This is a genomic window from Mesorhizobium huakuii, assembly GCF_014189455.1.
Taxonomy (GTDB): Bacteria; Pseudomonadota; Alphaproteobacteria; order Rhizobiales; family Rhizobiaceae; genus Mesorhizobium; species Mesorhizobium huakuii_A.
Genome location: NZ_CP050296.1, coordinates 2,290,390 through 2,305,898 on the forward strand (window position 1 = coordinate 2,290,390; position 15,509 = coordinate 2,305,898).

General features: G+C 62.9%; 17 protein-coding genes and 1 pseudogene. 12 read left to right on the forward strand and 6 right to left on the reverse strand.

All coding sequences use genetic code 11. The annotated features are described in order from the left end of the window. The first annotated feature begins 75 nt into the window (after nucleotides 1-75). A complete protein-coding gene (locus HB778_RS11230) occupies nucleotides 76-2,415 on the forward strand; it encodes a response regulator (RefSeq protein ID WP_183463811.1) in 2,340 nt (779 codons plus the stop codon). Nucleotides 2,416-2,440: 25 nt separating this feature from the next. Here HB778_RS11230 and HB778_RS11235 read toward each other — a convergent pair whose 3' ends face one another. The 4 genes and pseudogenes from HB778_RS11235 to ispG form a co-directional block, all read right to left on the reverse strand. Beyond that, nucleotides 2,441-3,181 (reverse strand): class I SAM-dependent methyltransferase, encoded by a 741-nt coding sequence (locus HB778_RS11235; RefSeq protein ID WP_183463813.1) that lies wholly within the window; start codon nucleotides 3,179-3,181, stop codon nucleotides 2,441-2,443. An 88-nt stretch (nucleotides 3,182-3,269) separates the two neighbouring features. After that, nucleotides 3,270-4,067 (reverse strand): Stf0 family sulfotransferase, encoded by a 798-nt coding sequence (locus HB778_RS11240; RefSeq protein ID WP_244661891.1) that lies wholly within the window; start codon nucleotides 4,065-4,067, stop codon nucleotides 3,270-3,272. A gap of 114 nt (nucleotides 4,068-4,181) precedes the next feature. Further along, nucleotides 4,182-5,035 (reverse strand): annotated as a pseudogene (locus HB778_RS11245) (lytic transglycosylase domain-containing protein). 5 nt (nucleotides 5,036-5,040) lie between these two features. After that, nucleotides 5,041-6,291: a flavodoxin-dependent (E)-4-hydroxy-3-methylbut-2-enyl-diphosphate synthase gene (ispG, locus tag HB778_RS11250; protein WP_183463815.1), complete on the reverse strand. Its 1,251-nt coding sequence runs from the start codon at nucleotides 6,289-6,291 to the stop codon at nucleotides 5,041-5,043. Between the two features lie 371 nt (nucleotides 6,292-6,662). Between ispG and HB778_RS11255 the strand changes: the two genes are divergently transcribed. Further along, nucleotides 6,663-7,127 (forward strand): hypothetical protein, encoded by a 465-nt coding sequence (locus tag HB778_RS11255; RefSeq protein ID WP_183463817.1) that lies wholly within the window; start codon nucleotides 6,663-6,665, stop codon nucleotides 7,125-7,127. Between the two features lie 141 nt (nucleotides 7,128-7,268). On the opposite strand, the gene HB778_RS11260 is transcribed toward HB778_RS11255, so the two are convergent. Further along, on the reverse strand, nucleotides 7,269-7,448 hold the full coding sequence (locus tag HB778_RS11260; protein WP_010911953.1) for a YdcH family protein: 180 nt from the start codon (nucleotides 7,446-7,448) through the stop codon (nucleotides 7,269-7,271). Nucleotides 7,449-7,688: 240 nt separating this feature from the next. Here HB778_RS11260 and HB778_RS11265 point away from each other — a divergent pair, with 240 nt between their 5' ends. Continuing rightward, nucleotides 7,689-7,892 (forward strand): YdcH family protein, encoded by a 204-nt coding sequence (locus HB778_RS11265; protein ID WP_091578683.1) that lies wholly within the window; start codon nucleotides 7,689-7,691, stop codon nucleotides 7,890-7,892. A gap of 10 nt (nucleotides 7,893-7,902) precedes the next feature. Here the strand turns inward: HB778_RS11265 and HB778_RS11270 are convergent, their stop codons facing one another. Beyond that, a complete protein-coding gene (locus HB778_RS11270; protein WP_183463819.1) occupies nucleotides 7,903-8,691 on the reverse strand; it encodes an IclR family transcriptional regulator in 789 nt (262 codons plus the stop codon). Nucleotides 8,692-8,820: 129 nt separating this feature from the next. Between HB778_RS11270 and HB778_RS11275 the strand changes: the two genes are divergently transcribed. The 9 genes from HB778_RS11275 (at nucleotide 8,821) to HB778_RS11315 (ending at nucleotide 15,460) form a co-directional block, all read left to right on the forward strand. Beyond that, nucleotides 8,821-9,693 (forward strand): transporter substrate-binding domain-containing protein, encoded by an 873-nt coding sequence (locus HB778_RS11275; RefSeq protein WP_095201220.1) that lies wholly within the window; start codon nucleotides 8,821-8,823, stop codon nucleotides 9,691-9,693. A gap of 73 nt (nucleotides 9,694-9,766) precedes the next feature. After that, the gene (locus tag HB778_RS11280; RefSeq protein WP_183463821.1) at nucleotides 9,767-10,432 is read left to right on the forward strand and encodes an amino acid ABC transporter permease; all 666 of its coding nucleotides are present in this window, start codon (nucleotides 9,767-9,769) and stop codon (nucleotides 10,430-10,432) included. Nucleotide 10,433: 1 nt separating this feature from the next. Then, nucleotides 10,434-11,084, forward strand: a complete 651-nt coding sequence (locus tag HB778_RS11285) for an amino acid ABC transporter permease (RefSeq protein ID WP_183463823.1) — start codon at nucleotides 10,434-10,436, stop codon at nucleotides 11,082-11,084. 4 nt (nucleotides 11,085-11,088) lie between these two features. After that, the gene (locus HB778_RS11290) at nucleotides 11,089-11,883 is read left to right on the forward strand and encodes an amino acid ABC transporter ATP-binding protein (protein WP_183463825.1); all 795 of its coding nucleotides are present in this window, start codon (nucleotides 11,089-11,091) and stop codon (nucleotides 11,881-11,883) included. 68 nt (nucleotides 11,884-11,951) lie between these two features. Continuing rightward, on the forward strand, nucleotides 11,952-12,413 hold the full coding sequence (locus tag HB778_RS11295; RefSeq protein ID WP_183463827.1) for a RidA family protein: 462 nt from the start codon (nucleotides 11,952-11,954) through the stop codon (nucleotides 12,411-12,413). Between the two features lie 25 nt (nucleotides 12,414-12,438). Next, entirely contained in the window at nucleotides 12,439-13,644 is a 1,206-nt protein-coding gene (locus HB778_RS11300; RefSeq protein ID WP_183463829.1) for an aminotransferase class V-fold PLP-dependent enzyme, read from the forward strand. Between the two features lie 130 nt (nucleotides 13,645-13,774). Beyond that, complete coding sequence (locus HB778_RS11305; RefSeq protein WP_183463831.1) at nucleotides 13,775-13,978, forward strand: hypothetical protein; 204 nt, start codon at nucleotides 13,775-13,777, stop codon at nucleotides 13,976-13,978. 37 nt (nucleotides 13,979-14,015) lie between these two features. Further along, a complete protein-coding gene (locus tag HB778_RS11310; RefSeq protein WP_183463833.1) occupies nucleotides 14,016-14,555 on the forward strand; it encodes a sigma-70 family RNA polymerase sigma factor in 540 nt (179 codons plus the stop codon). Beyond that, the gene (locus tag HB778_RS11315; protein ID WP_183463835.1) at nucleotides 14,552-15,460 is read left to right on the forward strand and encodes an anti-sigma factor family protein; all 909 of its coding nucleotides are present in this window, start codon (nucleotides 14,552-14,554) and stop codon (nucleotides 15,458-15,460) included. Before HB778_RS11310 ends, HB778_RS11315 begins: the two co-directional genes overlap by 4 nt. The last annotated feature ends 49 nt before the right edge of the window (nucleotides 15,461-15,509 follow it).

Sequence of the window (15,509 nt, forward strand, 5' to 3'; positions counted from 1 at the left end):
CGCGCCAACGAAATCTTAATGTAAATGAAGCGTAATCCCGGTCGTTAAAATAATGCGTATGTGTTGGGGTTGCGCATGCCGGAATATTCTTCCTTCATCCGGTTTGTCCGGATTCGCTATCTTTCAGGATTGCTGATTTTCGCGCTGGCTTCCACGGCCATCATGGTTGCGCTCAACCGTGTCAATTCCTTCCGTCATGAGGTCGATGCGCTTAGCAGCAACCTCGTCGTCTTCACCCGCGATCTGCGCAACGCAACCAGCTTCGCCGAGACGACAGGCTCCGCCTGGCGCAACGAAACGCGCGACGCGCTGACCGCTTCGGCGCGCGACCATTCCGAACGTCTGACCAGCGAAATCGACACGCTGACCGCCCAGTTCGCCGCGCTGCGCTCACGCCTGTCGGCCAAGACCATCAACGAACTCGAAACCGCCTCGGTCAACGGCGACCTGTTCTGGTCGGCGCACGATATGGTGCGCAACTTCAACCTGATGTCGATGGCGCAAAAGGCAGATGAATGGAGCTATCGAGAAATCCGCAACCAGAACGATCTGTTTGTGCAGCCGATGCTGGTCCGCGTCCGCACCGCGATGGACGAGGAGCGCCATCTGGCCGACGCATCCAGTGACCGGTTGCTCTTGTGGGCGAGCGGCCTGTTGTTCGGCGTCCTGGCCATCGTCGCCTTCTGGATTTTCCGGCCGATGGAACAGGCGATCCGCCGCGCCTTTGCCCAATCGGCCGAATCGCTGTTCAAGGCCGAGGCCGCCGACCGCGCCAAGTCTGAATTCCTGGCCAATATGAGCCACGAAATCCGCACGCCGATGAACGGCGTGCTCGGCATGGCCGAATTGCTGGCCAAGACCGAATTGACTCCGCGCCAGAGGACCTTCACCGACGTCATCGTCAAATCGGGCAATGCGCTGCTCACCATCATCAACGACATCCTCGACTTCTCCAAGATCAATGCCGGACAGCTGACGCTGGACCCTGCCCCTTTCCGTCTCACCGAAGCGGTCGAGGATGTGGCGACGCTGGTCTCGGCACGCGTCGCCGAGAAGAACCTCGAACTGATCGTGCGCGTCGACCCGCGCCTGCCGGCCCATGTCGTCGGCGACGCCGGCCGCTTCCGGCAGATTGTCACCAATCTGGTCGGCAATGCGGTGAAGTTCACCGAGAAGGGCCATGTGCTGATCGATGTCGGCGGTGACACTGTCAACGACGTCGTCCAGCTCAAGCTGCGTGTCGAGGACACCGGCATCGGCATTCCGGCCGAGAAGCTGCAGAACGTGTTCGAGAAATTCGCCCAAGTGGACGGATCTTCGACCCGCCGCCATGAAGGCACTGGCCTTGGGCTTGCCATTGCCGCCCGCCTCGTCGACCTGATGGCCGGCAAGATCGGCGTCGAGAGCGAGATCGGGCGCGGCTCCGTCTTCTGGTTCGGCGTGCCGCTGCCCGTGCACCATGCCGAAGCGCGCGATGCGATCGTGCCGGTCGACGTCACCGGCGCGCGCGTGCTGGTCATCGACGACAATCCGGTCAACCGCGAGATCCTGCTCGAGCAGCTCAGAAGCTGGAGCTTCGACTGCGCCGCCGCCGAAAGCGGCGCCGTGGGGCTCGCCTTCCTCGATCGCGCCTGCCAGTTGGGCGCCAGCGTCGACTGCATCATCCTCGACTACCAGATGCCCGGCATGAACGGCGCCGACGTCGCCCGGGCCATCGCCGCCGACAGCCGGCTGTCGGCCATCCCGATCGTCATCCTGACCTCGGTCGACCAGGTCGATTTCGGCAAGATGATCATCGATTTCGGCATTGCCGCGCATCTGACCAAGCCGGCGCGCTCGGCGGTGCTGCTTGGTACGGTCATTTCGGTCATCCAGAAGGCCCGCTCGCAGGTCGGCAAGGCGCAGTTCATCCGTGAGCCGGTCCAGCCGATGCCGCAGCCGGCTCCGCCGGCCTTCACCGTCATCCGCGGCCCCGCCATCCCGCTCGCCACCGCGCCGGAACCGGCCGTCACACCGAACGGTCCGATCGACATCCTCATCGCCGAGGACAATGAGGTGAACCAGCTGGTGTTCGGCCAGATCCTCAACGGGCTGGGCCTCAGCTACCGCATCGCCGGCAACGGTCGCACGGCGGTCGAGATGTACCGGTCGCTGCATCCGAAACTGATCCTGATGGATGTCTCGATGCCCGAGATGAACGGCTACGAGGCGACCCGCGCCATCCGGGCGATCGAGGCCTCGTCGGGCGGTCACATCCCCATCATCGGCGTCACCGCGCACGCGCTGAAGGGCGATCGCGACAAATGCATCGAGGCCGGTATGGACGACTATCTGCCGAAACCGGTCTCGCCCGATCGCCTCGGCGCCAAGATCGGCACATGGCTCAGCGAAACGGTGGTGGCCAAGACGGCGTGAGATATAGCCCCGTTAGGCTGCCAGATCAGCGCAGCCGACCTGTCGGGATGATTTCCGGAGAGGTGTCCGCATAGGATTCGCCTTGCCAGTCGCCGAACCATTGCTCCACCAGCAGGCCGGCGTCATCCAGCATCCCGGCAAGATCTTCCCTGTTCGGAAACGCGATTTTCGATTCGGCGCCCAGAACTGGTCTGCCGCCCGGAATTTCATAGAAGGTCGAATAGGTGACCACCGCACTGGCGGCATCCCAGTCGGCATCATACCATGCCCTGACCGTGCCAAGGCTGGGATGCTCCACCATCCTTTCGGAGCGCTGCGGCGTCCATTCCAGCCACGCCTCCATGGCGGGATTTCGCGTGTCGAAGATGAAGCGCCCACCGGGAGCGAGATGTTCGGCGATGGTACGCAGCACCGCCCGCTGATCCTCTTCGGTCAGGAAAACCTGGAACGCGTGACCGGTCAGCAGCACCAGATCGAACCGCCTTCCGAGCCGCACCGTTCGCGCGTCGCCGACAATCCAGTCGACCTTGTCGCCGCCGCTCCTGCGTCGCGCGACGTCGAGCATGGCCGATGCGGGATCGATACCGGTGACGTTGCACCCTTCGGCCATTTCGGCAGCCAGTTGACCCGTGCCGCAACCAAGATCGAGGACCGAGCCGCCATCCCGGGCAAGACGGATGCAATAGTCGAAATCGGCGCGGCCATCCTGATTCTCGATGTCGTAGAACTGAACGAAGTCGGGATCATTGTAGATCAGATCGGTCATGTCGCCGCCTATAGCTCAAATGCTTGCCATGCCCGACGGGCACAATCCACGCCGCCGATGACGTTGCGGCCTTGCTCGGCCCCCATGCTCAGCCGGCCGCCTCCAGACGATAGCGGCGCATCCAGTCGAGGCTTGTCTCGTCGGCGAGCTTTGCGACGCCTGGCCGGATGTCATCGGCATTCGGCAGTTGAATGCCGACGGCCTCGCAAATGGCCAGTAGGGCCGCCGCCGGGTCGGCGGAAAGCCGCTCGTAGCCAACCCGCAGCGGCGTCAGGCCTTGCGCCGCGAACCAGATGTTCCAGGCCGTGTCATAGGCTTCGAGCCTGGCAGGCTCGGCTTTGATCCGCTCGAAATCATATTGGGGTTCTTGCGCCGGTGCGACCCTTTCGATCTCGGTGCCGTCAGGCGCGATGTGCCAAAGACCGGTCTGCTGTGCCTTGATCAGCGAGATCGCCTGCGCAAGCTTGTTCTCGCGCGACAGGTGGATGTAGAGGGTGCGGCCAAAGGCCTTTTCGAAACGCGCCGTGTCCGACGCCAGCCCGGGGAAAATCCGGTCGAGGATCGCTGAAAGCTCATCCAGGTTTTCGCGCATCAGGCGCAGGCCGAAGACGCCCGTTCCGCCCTTGCCAGCGGTGATTGCCGCATCGAGATAGGCAATCTCGAATTCAAGCTCGCCCATCGTGTCACGAGCTGGCAGTTTCCACTCCTGCGCCCACTCCGCCACATCCTGCCGCCGATAGAAGGAGTGAGGATCGCCTGATGTTCCAGTGGATGCCAGGAGCTTGCACAGCAAAGTGCTGCCGGTTCTCGGCGTGCCGCAGATAATGTAGGCGTCGAACATCCCGCTGCCCTCGTCGTTCATCGCAGGCAGGGCAACCCCGGCCAATCCACCGCCGCCTATAGTCGAAATTGTTGCTGGATGCGACGGGCACATTCCAGCGCGGTGAGATGGCCGGTGTCGACTTCGAGACGCCCTCAGACCATCCGGCTCCGGACCGGCCTACCGGTTGCGCACCACCACGCACGCCCCGCCGACACTCTGCAATTTCTGGCAGATGACATTGGCGGCGGGACGATCGTCGACCCCGATCCGGACCGCGTAGATGCCGCGCCGGCCGATCGGCGTGCGCACCCGGCTCACCACCGGATCATGGCCGGCAAGCAGCGTCGGAAAACGGCTCCTCACCCGCAGCCACTGGCCGATTGCGGCACTGCGGCGGAAATTGCCGGCCACCTGGATGCCCCATGGTTTGACGTTGATCGAAGCCATCGCCACGGTCTGCGACATGATCACCGGCAGCTTGCGGCAGGCGACGGCAAAATCCGCCTTGGCGTCGAGCGGCTCGATTTTTCCGGCATAGGCGGGGTCGGTGAACTTGTCGACCGGCTCGCCCATGACATCGAAGACATAGCTCTCGGTCTCCATCGGCAGGAAGCCGCCCGAACCCAGCCAGCGCGACACCCGGCTTTCGCCGGCATTGTAGGCGGCCGCGCCAGACCAAGATTGCCGTAGCTGGTCTTCATTTCGGCGAGATATTTCGCCGAGGCCGGGATCGCCTGGTTGATGTCGAAGGAATTTTCGAGACCGCGCATCTTGGCGGTGCCCGGCATGAACTGGGCGATGCCTTCGGCGCCGACAGGGCTGACGGCGTTGGGATCGAAACGGCTCTCTTTCCAGATCAGCCGGGCGAAGAAATCCCGGGGCAGGCCGTTCTGGTCGGCATGGGCCTGGATCAGGTTGCAGACCTTGTCGATCAGCCGCTGCTTGGCCGATTGCGGTGGATCGGCCTGGACAAGCGTTGACCAGGCCAGCCCGCAAAGCAAAATCAGCGTTGCCAAGAGGAAACGCTGCATCTGAGCTACTCTGCCGCAGCCTTGCCGCGACCAAACCGTTGCTCGATATAGTCGGCGACCATTTTCTCGAAATCCGCCGCGATCGACGGCCCGCGCAGCGTCGCCGCCTTCTTGCCGTCGACGAAGACGGGCGCCGTCGGCGTCTCGCCGGTGCCGGGCAGCGAAATGCCGATATCGGCATGCTTGGACTCGCCCGGTCCGTTGACGATGCAGCCCATCACCGCGACCTTGAGGTTCTCGACGCCGGGATATTTTTCGCGCCACACCGGCATGTTCTTGCGCAGATCCGCCTGGATGTTCTGGGCGAGCTCCTGGAACACGGTGGAGGTCGTGCGGCCGCAGCCGGGGCAAGCCGCGACGATCGGCACGAACTGCCTGAAACCCATGGTCTGCAGCAGTTCCTGCGACACCTGCACCTCGCGCGTGCGGTCGCCGTTCGGCTCCGGCGTCAGCGAGATGCGGATGGTGTCGCCAATGCCCTGCTGCAGCAGGATGCCCATGGCGGCGGACGAGGCGACGATGCCTTTCGAGCCCATGCCGGCCTCGGTGAGGCCGAGATGCAGCGCGTGGTCGGAGCGGGTGGCAAGCTCGGTATAAACGGCAATCAAATCCTGCACGCCGCTGACCTTGGCCGACAGGATGATCTTGTCGCGGCCAAGGCCGATCTCTTCGGCCATCTCGGCGGACAGGATCGCCGACTGCACGATCGCCTCGCGCGTCACTTCCTGCGCCGTCAGCGGAAAACCCTTGTCCTGGTTGTCGTCCATCAGCCGGGTCAGAAGTTCCTGGTCGAGCGAGCCCCAGTTGACCCCGATGCGCACCGGCTTGTCATGTTTGATCGCCATTTCGACGATCGCGGCGAACTGCCGGTCCTTCTTGTCCTTGAAGCCGACATTGCCGGGATTGATGCGGTATTTGGCCAATGCCTCGGCGCAGGCCGGATGGTCGGCGAGCAACTTGTGGCCGATATAGTGGAAGTCGCCGACCAGCGGCACGTTGATGCCGAGCCGCTGGAGCCGCTCATGAATGCGCGGCACGGCGGCAGCGCTCTCGTCGCGGTCGACGGTGATGCGTACGATCTCGGAGCCGGCGCGGTGGAGTGCTGCGACCTGCGCGACTGTCTGGTCGATGTCGGCCGTGTCGGTGTTGGTCATCGACTGCACGACAACCGGAGCGCCGCCGCCGACGACCACGCCGCCGACATCGACGCCGACCGAAGGGCGGCGGGGGAAGGGAAAAGAAAAATATCCGGTCATGCCGGCCGCCTTTTAGCTGGAAGGTCCGGGCATGAGGTGGAGGAGCAAAGATGGCTTGTCAATGGCGACAGGTCGCCACAAAGGCGCGTCGCCTGAAACTGCGGGGTGAATTTGGGGCACCCTCGGCGAAAAAACGGAGAGCGCCCCGTCACGTCGAGCATGACAAGTTGGCGAAAGTCGCATAGCGGCCGAGCCGCCAGTTTCCAAGTTCCGTATTTTCCGCCGGCGTCAAGGGGGGGAGGATTCGGACTCACGCCACCAGATTGTTTGGAACTTGAATGCCAATGAAACCCTGAGCGATCCTCGTTGCGAACAGCCTCTACCCAGGATAATATTTACTCACACGTCCAAACCCATATGCAGATGAGATCATGAACTGGCGACAAAAATTATATTCCAAAATACATCTAGTCAAAAATGCCTTTATAGCAGATATATCTGTATATATACTTATGTTTGCTAATGTTTCAATTTCTCTATATATAGTAACCAAAATAGGCCCTCAGCACAACTACAACAAGCTCTATCACGCGTTAATATTATACCTTCTAGCTATGTTTTCACTTGATATAATCCTGAAACTTGTAGGAATTGGCATAAAGAGATATCGCGGATTGTCCATGCTTCAGATATTCGAGACATCCAAGAGAAAATTCTGGAGCGAGCCTCATAAATATATATCGCTGTCAATTGGCTTTCCCATAAGCCTTTATCTTGCGCTAACAGCAGGGCCTGAATACGATTTCAAAGAATTATTCTACGCAGCACTTTTCGGTCTTCTGGCAGCAGCTGCAGTCAATGCAATCTTCGGACTGCTCAGAAAGCGGTGGTCTTGAATATCTTCTGTTCTCGGCAAACCGGCCAGTCAGCGCGGTCGCGAGCAGACAAATTTCACCTTGGCTAAACGGAAAAGCGTCCGGCGACAGCAACTGCCGCCGGCAAGACATTCCGCGTGAAACGGCTATGTCAGTCGGGCATCAATGCGTGGTCGGTTGCGCTTTCAATTTCTCAATCGCATCCTTGAGTGCCAGCTTGCGTCGCTTGAGATTCACGATTTCGAGGTCGTCCACCGAGGGGTGGTTCATCGCGTCATCGATCTCACGTTCGATGTCGCCGTGTTTCCGCTGCAACTCATCAAGATGGGAAGCAAGAGACATGATTGGTTCTCCCTTTCATGGTTTCCTCGATTGCAGCCGTCAAGGCGCGTCCACCGCAGGCTCGCTTCTGTGACGGCACAATGACACTTTGCCACCTTCCGACTTCGATGTCGAATGCTGCGTGGTAGCATTCCACGACAATGTGAAATGTGATATGGGCTCCCCGCCGGTGGCAGAAATTGCCACCCCCGCCCAATCAGGCCCAGCTTTTGGGCGCCGCAGACGTGCAGACGGTAGAGAATGTCCGATCAGGAACAGGCCGATATTCGCCTCGAATTTTCCCGGCTGAAGCAGGAACACGCCGATTTCGATGCGGCGATCAACGCGATGATCGCCACCAATTGCGATCCCCTGCAGATCCAGCGCATGAAAAAGAAGAAGCTGGTGCTCAAGGACCGGCTGATGGCGCTGGAAGACAAGATCATTCCAGACATCATCGCTTAGCCGTCTCTCGCTATCCGCCGATCGACAGCCTGCCGGCGCGGTCGCGCAGCAGGCCGATGAGGTTGCCGGTCCGTTCCTCGGACGTATCGATGGGAACCACCAGGCACATCGTCGCCTCGACCTTGCCCGGCGCCGAAAAGACCGGCACGGCAAGACATTTCGTGTAGGCATCGACCAGCCCCGAGGTGACGCAGTAGCCGGTCACCCCAGCCTTGGCGATGTCGGCGATGAAATCGTCTAGCCGCAGCTTGCGGCCATCGGGCAGCACGAGATCGTCTTCCGACACCATGGCTTCGATTTCAGGCCGCTCCAGCCCTGCCAGAAGCAGCCGGCCCGACGCGGTCCAGGGCAGCGGTATCTGCAGGCCGGTGGCCGAGCTGATGCGGAACGGCCTGGTGCCCGGGCTGGAATGGACGATGGTGTAGCGGCCGCTCTGCAGCATGCACAATTCCGAGGTCTCGCCGGTTTCCCGCGACAGATGGTCGACTTCCTGGCGCCCGCGCCGCAGCAGGTCGTTGCCGCGCACATAATCCATTCCATAGAGATAGAGTTTTTTACCGAAATAGACGCGGTTGCCGTCGCCCGCCATTTCCAGCAGGCCGGCATCGACCAGCGAGCGCACCAGCGTGTAGGTCGTCGAACGCGGGGCGTTCACCCCCTTGGCAAGATCGCCAATGCCGATCGCCCGCTGCGTCGTGTGCAGAAAGTCCAGGATCTCGAGCACCCGGTTGAGGCCCTTCTCGCGGGAGGCCGTCGTCTTTTCGTCGGCCGAAACGGCCAAGGCATTGCCATCTTGCATTGTCGATTCCTGGTGCTAGTATCTGTCTTGTACAGGATACATGCGTCTCTTGTAAGAGACAATCTTATGATAATCACCGTCGCGTGTATTGCCTGTGCGTAGGGGAACACAACACGAAAGGAGGTCGCCGTGAACGACACATCCGGAAGACGTGATTTTCTGAAATTGGGAATGGCGGGACTGGCGACGGCCGGCGTGCTGGCAACCGTCGATGCTCAGAAGGCCGCCGCCCAGGCCGCATCCGACAGCCTACTGCGCACCGTGCTCGACCGCGGCAAGCTGATCGTCGGCACCGGCAGCACCAACGCGCCCTGGCATTTCGAGAACGATGCCGGCGAGCTGGTTGGCATGGACATCACTATGGGGCGCATCCTGGCCAAGGGCCTGTTCGACGATCCGACCAAGGTCGAGTTCGTCATGCAGGATCCGGCGCAGCGCATTCCCAACGTCACCACCAACAAGGTCGACATCACCATCCAGTTCATGACCATGAGCGCCCAGCGTTCGCAGCTGGTCAATTTTTCCCGGCCCTACTATGTCGAGGGCGTTGCCCTGCTGAGCCTTCCGACAGCCGAGAACAGGACGTTCGACAAACTGCTTGCCGGCGGTTCGGCGACGCGCATCTCCATCCTGCAGAATGTCGATGCCGAGGCACAGGTGCATTCGGTCCTGCCGCAATGCCAGGTCATGCAGATCGACACCCAGGCCAACGTGCTTCAGGCGCTGGAATCGAAGCGCGTCGACGCAGCCGCAGTCGATCTGTCCACCGTGCGCTGGCTCGCCTCGCGCAACCCGGACAAATATTTCGACGCCGGCAAGAGCTGGCTGAGCATGCTGTATGGTGCAGCACTCCGGCAAGGCGATCTCGACTGGCTGGCCTTCGTCAACGCGACCTTCACCATCGCCATGTTCGGCCACGAAAACGCCCTCTACGATGCAGCATTCAAGGACTATTTCGGACAGGAGCCGCCGGCGCGCCATCCCGGCTTCCCGGCCATCTGATTCCGGACTGCGGAAGGGTGGCAGTTCAGCCCTTCCGCAATCCATTCGACGCCCTTCACACCGAGGCGGACGCATGGGCTATGCCCTGAATTTCAACCTGATCTGGCGGCATTTCGACAAGCTCTGGGGCGGACTGCTGCTCAGCCTCGAGCTTGCCGTGATCTCGATCGCCATCGGCACCGTCATCGGCCTGGTGCTCGCGGTCTGGTACGTCTCGGCCGGACGTACGGTGCGGGCGATCATCGCCGCCTATGTCGAATTCATCCGCAACGTGCCGCTGATCTTGCTCGTCTATCTCGTCTTCTACGGCCTGCCGACCGTGGTCGACCTGGCCTACAGCGCACCGACCTCGTTCGTCCTGACGCTGTCGGTCTATAGCGGCGCCTATCTGGTCGAGGTGTTTCGCTCGGGCCTCGAGGCCGTCCCGCGCGGCCAGCTCGATGCCGGCAAGGCGATCGGCCTGACGCCCTGGCAAAGGCTCATCCATGTGCGCCTGCCGACCATGCTGCGCATCACGTTGCCGGCGCTGTCCAACACCTTCATCTCGCTGTTCAAGGACACCTCGATCGCCTCGGTCATCTCGGTGCCTGAGCTCACCTTCGGCGCCCAGTGGATCAACTTCAACACCTTCCGCATCGTCGAGGTCTATCTGGTGACGACGGCGATGTATCTGCTGACCGGCTACATCCTGCTTTTCGCGCTCAGGCTCGTCGAGCGCCGGTTCAGGGCGGCGCGCTGACATGCTGAGCCAGATCCTCTACGCCCTGCCCTTCCTCGCCAAAGGCTTCGCCGTGACCCTTTGGGTATCGCTCCTTGTCGTCACCCTGTCGCTTATCGCCGGCGTCCTGCTGGGTGTCGGCCTGGTCTATGGCCCAGCCCCGTTGCGCTGGGCCGTGCGCATCTTCTCCGACACCATTCGCGGCATTCCGATCCTGGTGCTGATGTTCTTCGTCTATTACGGCCTGCCCGCGATCGGACTGCATCTGCCGTCCTTCTGGGCCGCGGTGCTGGCGCTGACCCTGTTCAAGACGGCGCAGGTCATCGAATATCTCAGGGGCGCGGTCGCCTCGATCCCGAAAGGCCAGTCCGAGGCCGCGATGGCGATCGGGCTGACCTTCCGCCAGCGTCTGACCTACGTCATCTTTCCGCAGGCCTTCAGGCGCTTCCTGCCGCCCTGGATCAATGGCGTCACCGATGCGGTCAAAGGCAGCGCGCTGGTGTCGCTGCTCGGCATCACCGATTTGATGCAGGCCATCAACCAGGTCATCGGCCGCACCTATGAGGCAATGCCGCTCTATATACTGGGCGCGCTCATCTATTTCGCGGTCAACTACGCGCTCTCGCTCGCCGCCCGGCGGCTCGAGCAGCGCTTTGCCTTCATTCGGGAATAGCACGATGTCCGACGCCACAAATGCCAGTCCCGCGCTGCTCGACGTGCGCGATGTCTCCAAGGCCTTCGGCGCCGTCGATGTGCTGCGTTCCGTCAGCCTTCAGGTGAAGCGCGGCGAGGTGGTGACCGTCATCGGCCCCTCGGGCAGCGGCAAGACCACGCTGCTGCGCTGCGTCAACTTCCTCGAAAGCTATGATAGAGGCTCGATCCGCATCGACGGCAAGGAGGTCGGCTACCTCTCAGCCGGAACGCGCCAACGCCGCAGCGAGCGCGACTTGGCCGCGATGCGCGCCGAGACCGGCATGGTGTTCCAGAGCTTCAACCTGTTTCCGCACCTCACCGCAGCCGGCAACATCATGCTGGGCTTGACCAAGGTGCGCGGGAAGAGCGAGGCCGAGGCGCGCCAGGTCGCCGAACACTGGCTTGGCCGCGTCGGCCTCGCCCACAAGGCCGACAGCCTGCCGGCCGAGCTTTCCGGCGGCCAACAGCAGCGCGTCGGCATCGCGCGCGCCGTGGCGATGGAACCCAAGATCCTATTGCTCGACGAGATCACCTCCGCGCTCGACCCCGAACTGGTCGGCGAGGTGCTGGCCGTGGTGCGCAGCCTCGCCGAGGACGGCATGACCATGCTGATGGTCACGCATGAAATGGCCTTTGCCCGCGACGCTTCGAGCCGCATCGTCTTCATGGCCGATGGCGGCGTCAGCGCCGTTGGCCCACCCAAGGAGATCCTCGCGGCGGAAACCAGCAACGAGCGCCTGCGCACCTTCCTGGCGCGCTTCCGCGCCTCGCATTTCTGACATTGGACGGCCGACGCCATTTATTTTCGACATCGGATGGCTGAAGCCATCCAAGGGAGCCTTCCTCCATGACGCCTTACATCCGGCTCGCCGAACTCGGCCTGACGCTGCCCGAGCCGCCGACGCCCATCGCCAACTTCGTCACCCATGCCGAGAGCGGCCGGCTGATCTTCCTGTCCGGACAGGGGCCGCTGCGCGCCGACGGCACGCTCTGCACCGGCAAGGTCGGCGAGGACGTGACGGTCGAGCAGGCTTACGAGCATGCGCGCCTGACCGGGCTCAATCTGCTGGCCGTCATGCATGCCGCCGCCGGCGATCTCGGCCGCATCGTGCGCGTCGTCAAGCTGCTCGGCTTCGTCAACGCGATACCGACCTTCAGCGACCACCCGAAAGTGGTGAATGGCTGTTCCGATCTTTTCGCCGATGTGTTCGCTGATATTGGCGGCCATGCCCGCTCGGCGATCGGCGTCGGCTCCTTGCCAGGAAACATCACCGTCGAAATCGAAGCGGTCGTCGAGATCGCCGCCTGATCTGCCACTTACGGGATCCGCTCACATGAAAACCACTTCCTCCGCCGGCTCCAACACCACCATCCGCGAACGGCTGGGCTTGCGGCCGATCATCAATGTCTCCGGCACCATGACCGCGCTCGGCGCATCGATCATCGTCCCGGAAGCGATCAGCGCCATGGCGGAAATGGCGTCGCAATGGGTGGAGATGGACGATCTGCAGCGTGCCGCAAGCACGGTCGTCGCACGCCTGACCGGCGGCGAGGCCGGCTTTATCACCGCCTGCTGCGCCAGCGGCATCACCATGGCGATCGCCGGTGCGATGACGGGAACCAACCTGCTCGCCATCGAGCGTCTGCCTGATGACACCAGCGACCTCAAGTTGGAGGTCGTCATCCAGCTCGGTCACATCGTCAATTACGGCGCCCCGATCGATCAGTCGATCCGCGTCGCCGGCGCCAAGGTGGTGCCTGCCGGCACGGTCAGCGTGACCCAGGACTATCATGTGCGCGAAGCGATCAACGACCGCACGGCGGCGGGCCTCTACGTCGTTGCCCATCACACCGTGCAGTACGGCATGCTGTCACTGGAGGAATTCTGCGAAATCTGCCACGCCAAAGGCGTGCCGGTGATCGTCGATGCCGCGTCCGAATATGATCTGCGCGGTTTTCTGGCGCGCGGTGCCGACGTCGTCATCTACAGCGGCCACAAATTCCTGAGCGGGCCGACCAGCGGCATCGTCACCGGCCGCAAGGATCTGGTGCGATCAGCCTATCTGCAGAACCGCGGCGTGGCGCGCGCCATGAAGGTCGGCAAGGAAAGCATCGCCGGCACCATGGCGGCACTGGAAGCCTGGGAGAAGCGCGATCACGCCGGCATCCGCCAGCGCGAGGACGCGGCGCTCAATCTCTGGAAGGACGCTTTGCAAGGACTGCCGGGCATCTTTGCCAAGATCATTCCGGACCCTACCGCCAATCCGCTCGACCGGCTGCAGATCTTCGTATTGCCGGAGAGCCGCTTCAGCGCCGCCGGCCTCGCCTCGGCGCTGGCGGCGGGCTCGCCACCGATCATCGTGCGCAACCACGAGGTCGAGCGCGGCCATTTCTTCCTCGACCCCTGCAACCTCCACCCCGGCGAGGCGGAGATCGTCGCCGAACGGCTGCGGGCCACACTTACCGCGAAGGACCGCCCGGCCGATGCGATCAAAGCCGCACGCAAGGATTCGTCGGGCGTCTTGCGCTGGCCGGATTAAGCGTCAAACCGACCAAAAGCGGCAGCTGATCACGCGACTGTGATCAGCCGGATTCGTCGACGGTGGGAATAAACCGGCTCCGTCACAGGTCTCCTCGGCATACGCCACGTCTGGCGTTGAGGAGACCGGCATGCCGCATCATTGCAAAGACGGCGAACACGGCTGCGGCGTCGGCCGTGGCTATGCGCTGGGCAGCATGAGCGTCGTCAGGCTCTCCTTTGTAGCGCTTGACACCGGTGACGCAGATGAATTCAGTTTCAGCAAGGCAGGCGGCTCTGCCTGTTTCCGGGGGCTTTGCCCCTGCGAGCAGGGCGAGATCGCCGTCGCATCTTGAGGCGGCACGGCCCGGAGTATGGGATCATGGTGCTGCTTTGAGCGAGAGGGCCCTGGCGGAACGCTTCAACGAAGTGGTGCTGCCGCATCTCGGCGACGCGCTAGCGCTGGCCCGCTGGCTGACCGGCAATGCCGCCGATGCCGAGGATGTGGTGCAGGACGCCTGCATCAAGGCGCACGCCGGTATCGCGGGCTATGCCGGCGGCAATGCCCGCGCCTGGCTGCTGACCATCGTGCGCAACACCTCCTACACCTGGATGGCGCGCAACCGGCCGCGCGGCATGCTGGCCGTTGGCGACCTCGGCGATCTCGACGACATGGCTGCGGCCCACGGCACCAGCCTGCCGGACGAGGACGGCCCGGAGGCGAGCCTGATCGCCAAAGCCGATACGGCAGCACTGGAGGCGGCGATCGCTGCCTTACCGCCGCCGTTTCGCGAAACGCTGGTGCTGCGTGATATCAACGGCCTCAGCTATCGCGAGATATCGGCCATGCTTGCCGTGCCGATCGGCACGGTGATGTCCAGGCTGGCCCGCGCTCGTGGCCTGCTGGCGTCTGAATTGGGGAGAGCGTCATGACGCACGACGACGGACTGCCCAACGATCCCGAAGGTATCAGACTGATGATCCATGCCCTTGTTGATGGCGAGCTTGATGCGGCGGCCGCACTTGCCGTGGAACGCCGCATCGCCGCCGACCCGAAGCTTGCTGCAGAGCATGCCCGCATTGTCGCCTTGCAAGGCGCGGTCAGCCGCTTGCCTCGCCCCGATGTCAGCGATGCGTTTCGGGCCCGCATCGCGGCGATCGGCACGCCGACCACCGAACAGCAGGCGCCAGCCGAGGCGACCGAGCCGCCGCGGGGTGCGCCGTCGGCACTGCCGGGATTGATTGCGGGCGCTGGTGGCGGCCAGCGACGGGAAGCCGGGACACGTCCTTCCCAGGCGCGGCCATCGCCGAGAGCGCGCCGCTTCGTCTCGTTCGACTGGCGCGCCATGGCCGCGTCGATCATGATCAGCGCGGTGCTGGCCAGTGGAGCGACGCAATGGGTGATGCAGAGCGGCGTCGATGACGGCTTTGCCGCGGCGGTCGCCAGCGGCCATCGCCGCAGCCTGCTTGCCGCGAGCCCGATCGACATCGTCTCGTCCGACCGCCATACGGTCAAGCCGTGGCTCGACGCCCGCATCGGCGTCTCGCCGCCGGCGCCCGACCTTGCCCAGGACGGCTTCGCGCTGATCGGCGGCCGGGTAGAGGTGATCTCCGGCCGGCCGGTGCCGGCCCTAGTCTACCGTCACCGCGAGCACCTGATCACGCTGGTCGCCGAGCCGCAGCAGGGCGGCAAGACCACCAAGCCGGACGACCTTTCGTCCGGCGGCTTCTCGATGGTGCACTGGAGCGACGGCGCCTTCTCCTACTGGGCGATCTCCGACATGGAACGGCCCGAACTCGACGATTTCGTCGCCCGCTTCCGCAAGGCGGCGGTGTGAAGGCAGTACAGCCCCGCTCTTGATCCTGACGCTCTGAAGGAGTCTCCGA

Coding starts and splice junctions, on each gene's coding strand:
- HB778_RS11230 (WP_183463811.1), top strand. CDS start 76: ATGCCGGAATATTCTTCCTTCATCCGGTTTGTCCGGATTCGCTATCTT.
- HB778_RS11305 (WP_183463831.1), top strand. CDS start 13,775: ATGCCGCATCATTGCAAAGACGGCGAACACGGCTGCGGCGTCGGCCGT.
- HB778_RS11300 (WP_183463829.1), top strand. CDS start 12,439: ATGAAAACCACTTCCTCCGCCGGCTCCAACACCACCATCCGCGAACGG.
- HB778_RS11270 (WP_183463819.1), bottom strand. CDS start 8,691: ATGCAAGATGGCAATGCCTTGGCCGTTTCGGCCGACGAAAAGACGACG.
- HB778_RS11255 (WP_183463817.1), top strand. CDS start 6,663: ATGAACTGGCGACAAAAATTATATTCCAAAATACATCTAGTCAAAAAT.
- HB778_RS11260 (WP_010911953.1), bottom strand. CDS start 7,448: ATGTCTCTTGCTTCCCATCTTGATGAGTTGCAGCGGAAACACGGCGAC.
- HB778_RS11285 (WP_183463823.1), top strand. CDS start 10,434: ATGCTGAGCCAGATCCTCTACGCCCTGCCCTTCCTCGCCAAAGGCTTC.
- HB778_RS11265 (WP_091578683.1), top strand. CDS start 7,689: ATGTCCGATCAGGAACAGGCCGATATTCGCCTCGAATTTTCCCGGCTG.
- HB778_RS11290 (WP_183463825.1), top strand. CDS start 11,089: ATGTCCGACGCCACAAATGCCAGTCCCGCGCTGCTCGACGTGCGCGAT.
- HB778_RS11295 (WP_183463827.1), top strand. CDS start 11,952: ATGACGCCTTACATCCGGCTCGCCGAACTCGGCCTGACGCTGCCCGAG.
- ispG (WP_183463815.1), bottom strand. CDS start 6,291: ATGACCGGATATTTTTCTTTTCCCTTCCCCCGCCGCCCTTCGGTCGGC.
- HB778_RS11235 (WP_183463813.1), bottom strand. CDS start 3,181: ATGACCGATCTGATCTACAATGATCCCGACTTCGTTCAGTTCTACGAC.
- HB778_RS11280 (WP_183463821.1), top strand. CDS start 9,767: ATGGGCTATGCCCTGAATTTCAACCTGATCTGGCGGCATTTCGACAAG.
- HB778_RS11315 (WP_183463835.1), top strand. CDS start 14,552: ATGACGCACGACGACGGACTGCCCAACGATCCCGAAGGTATCAGACTG.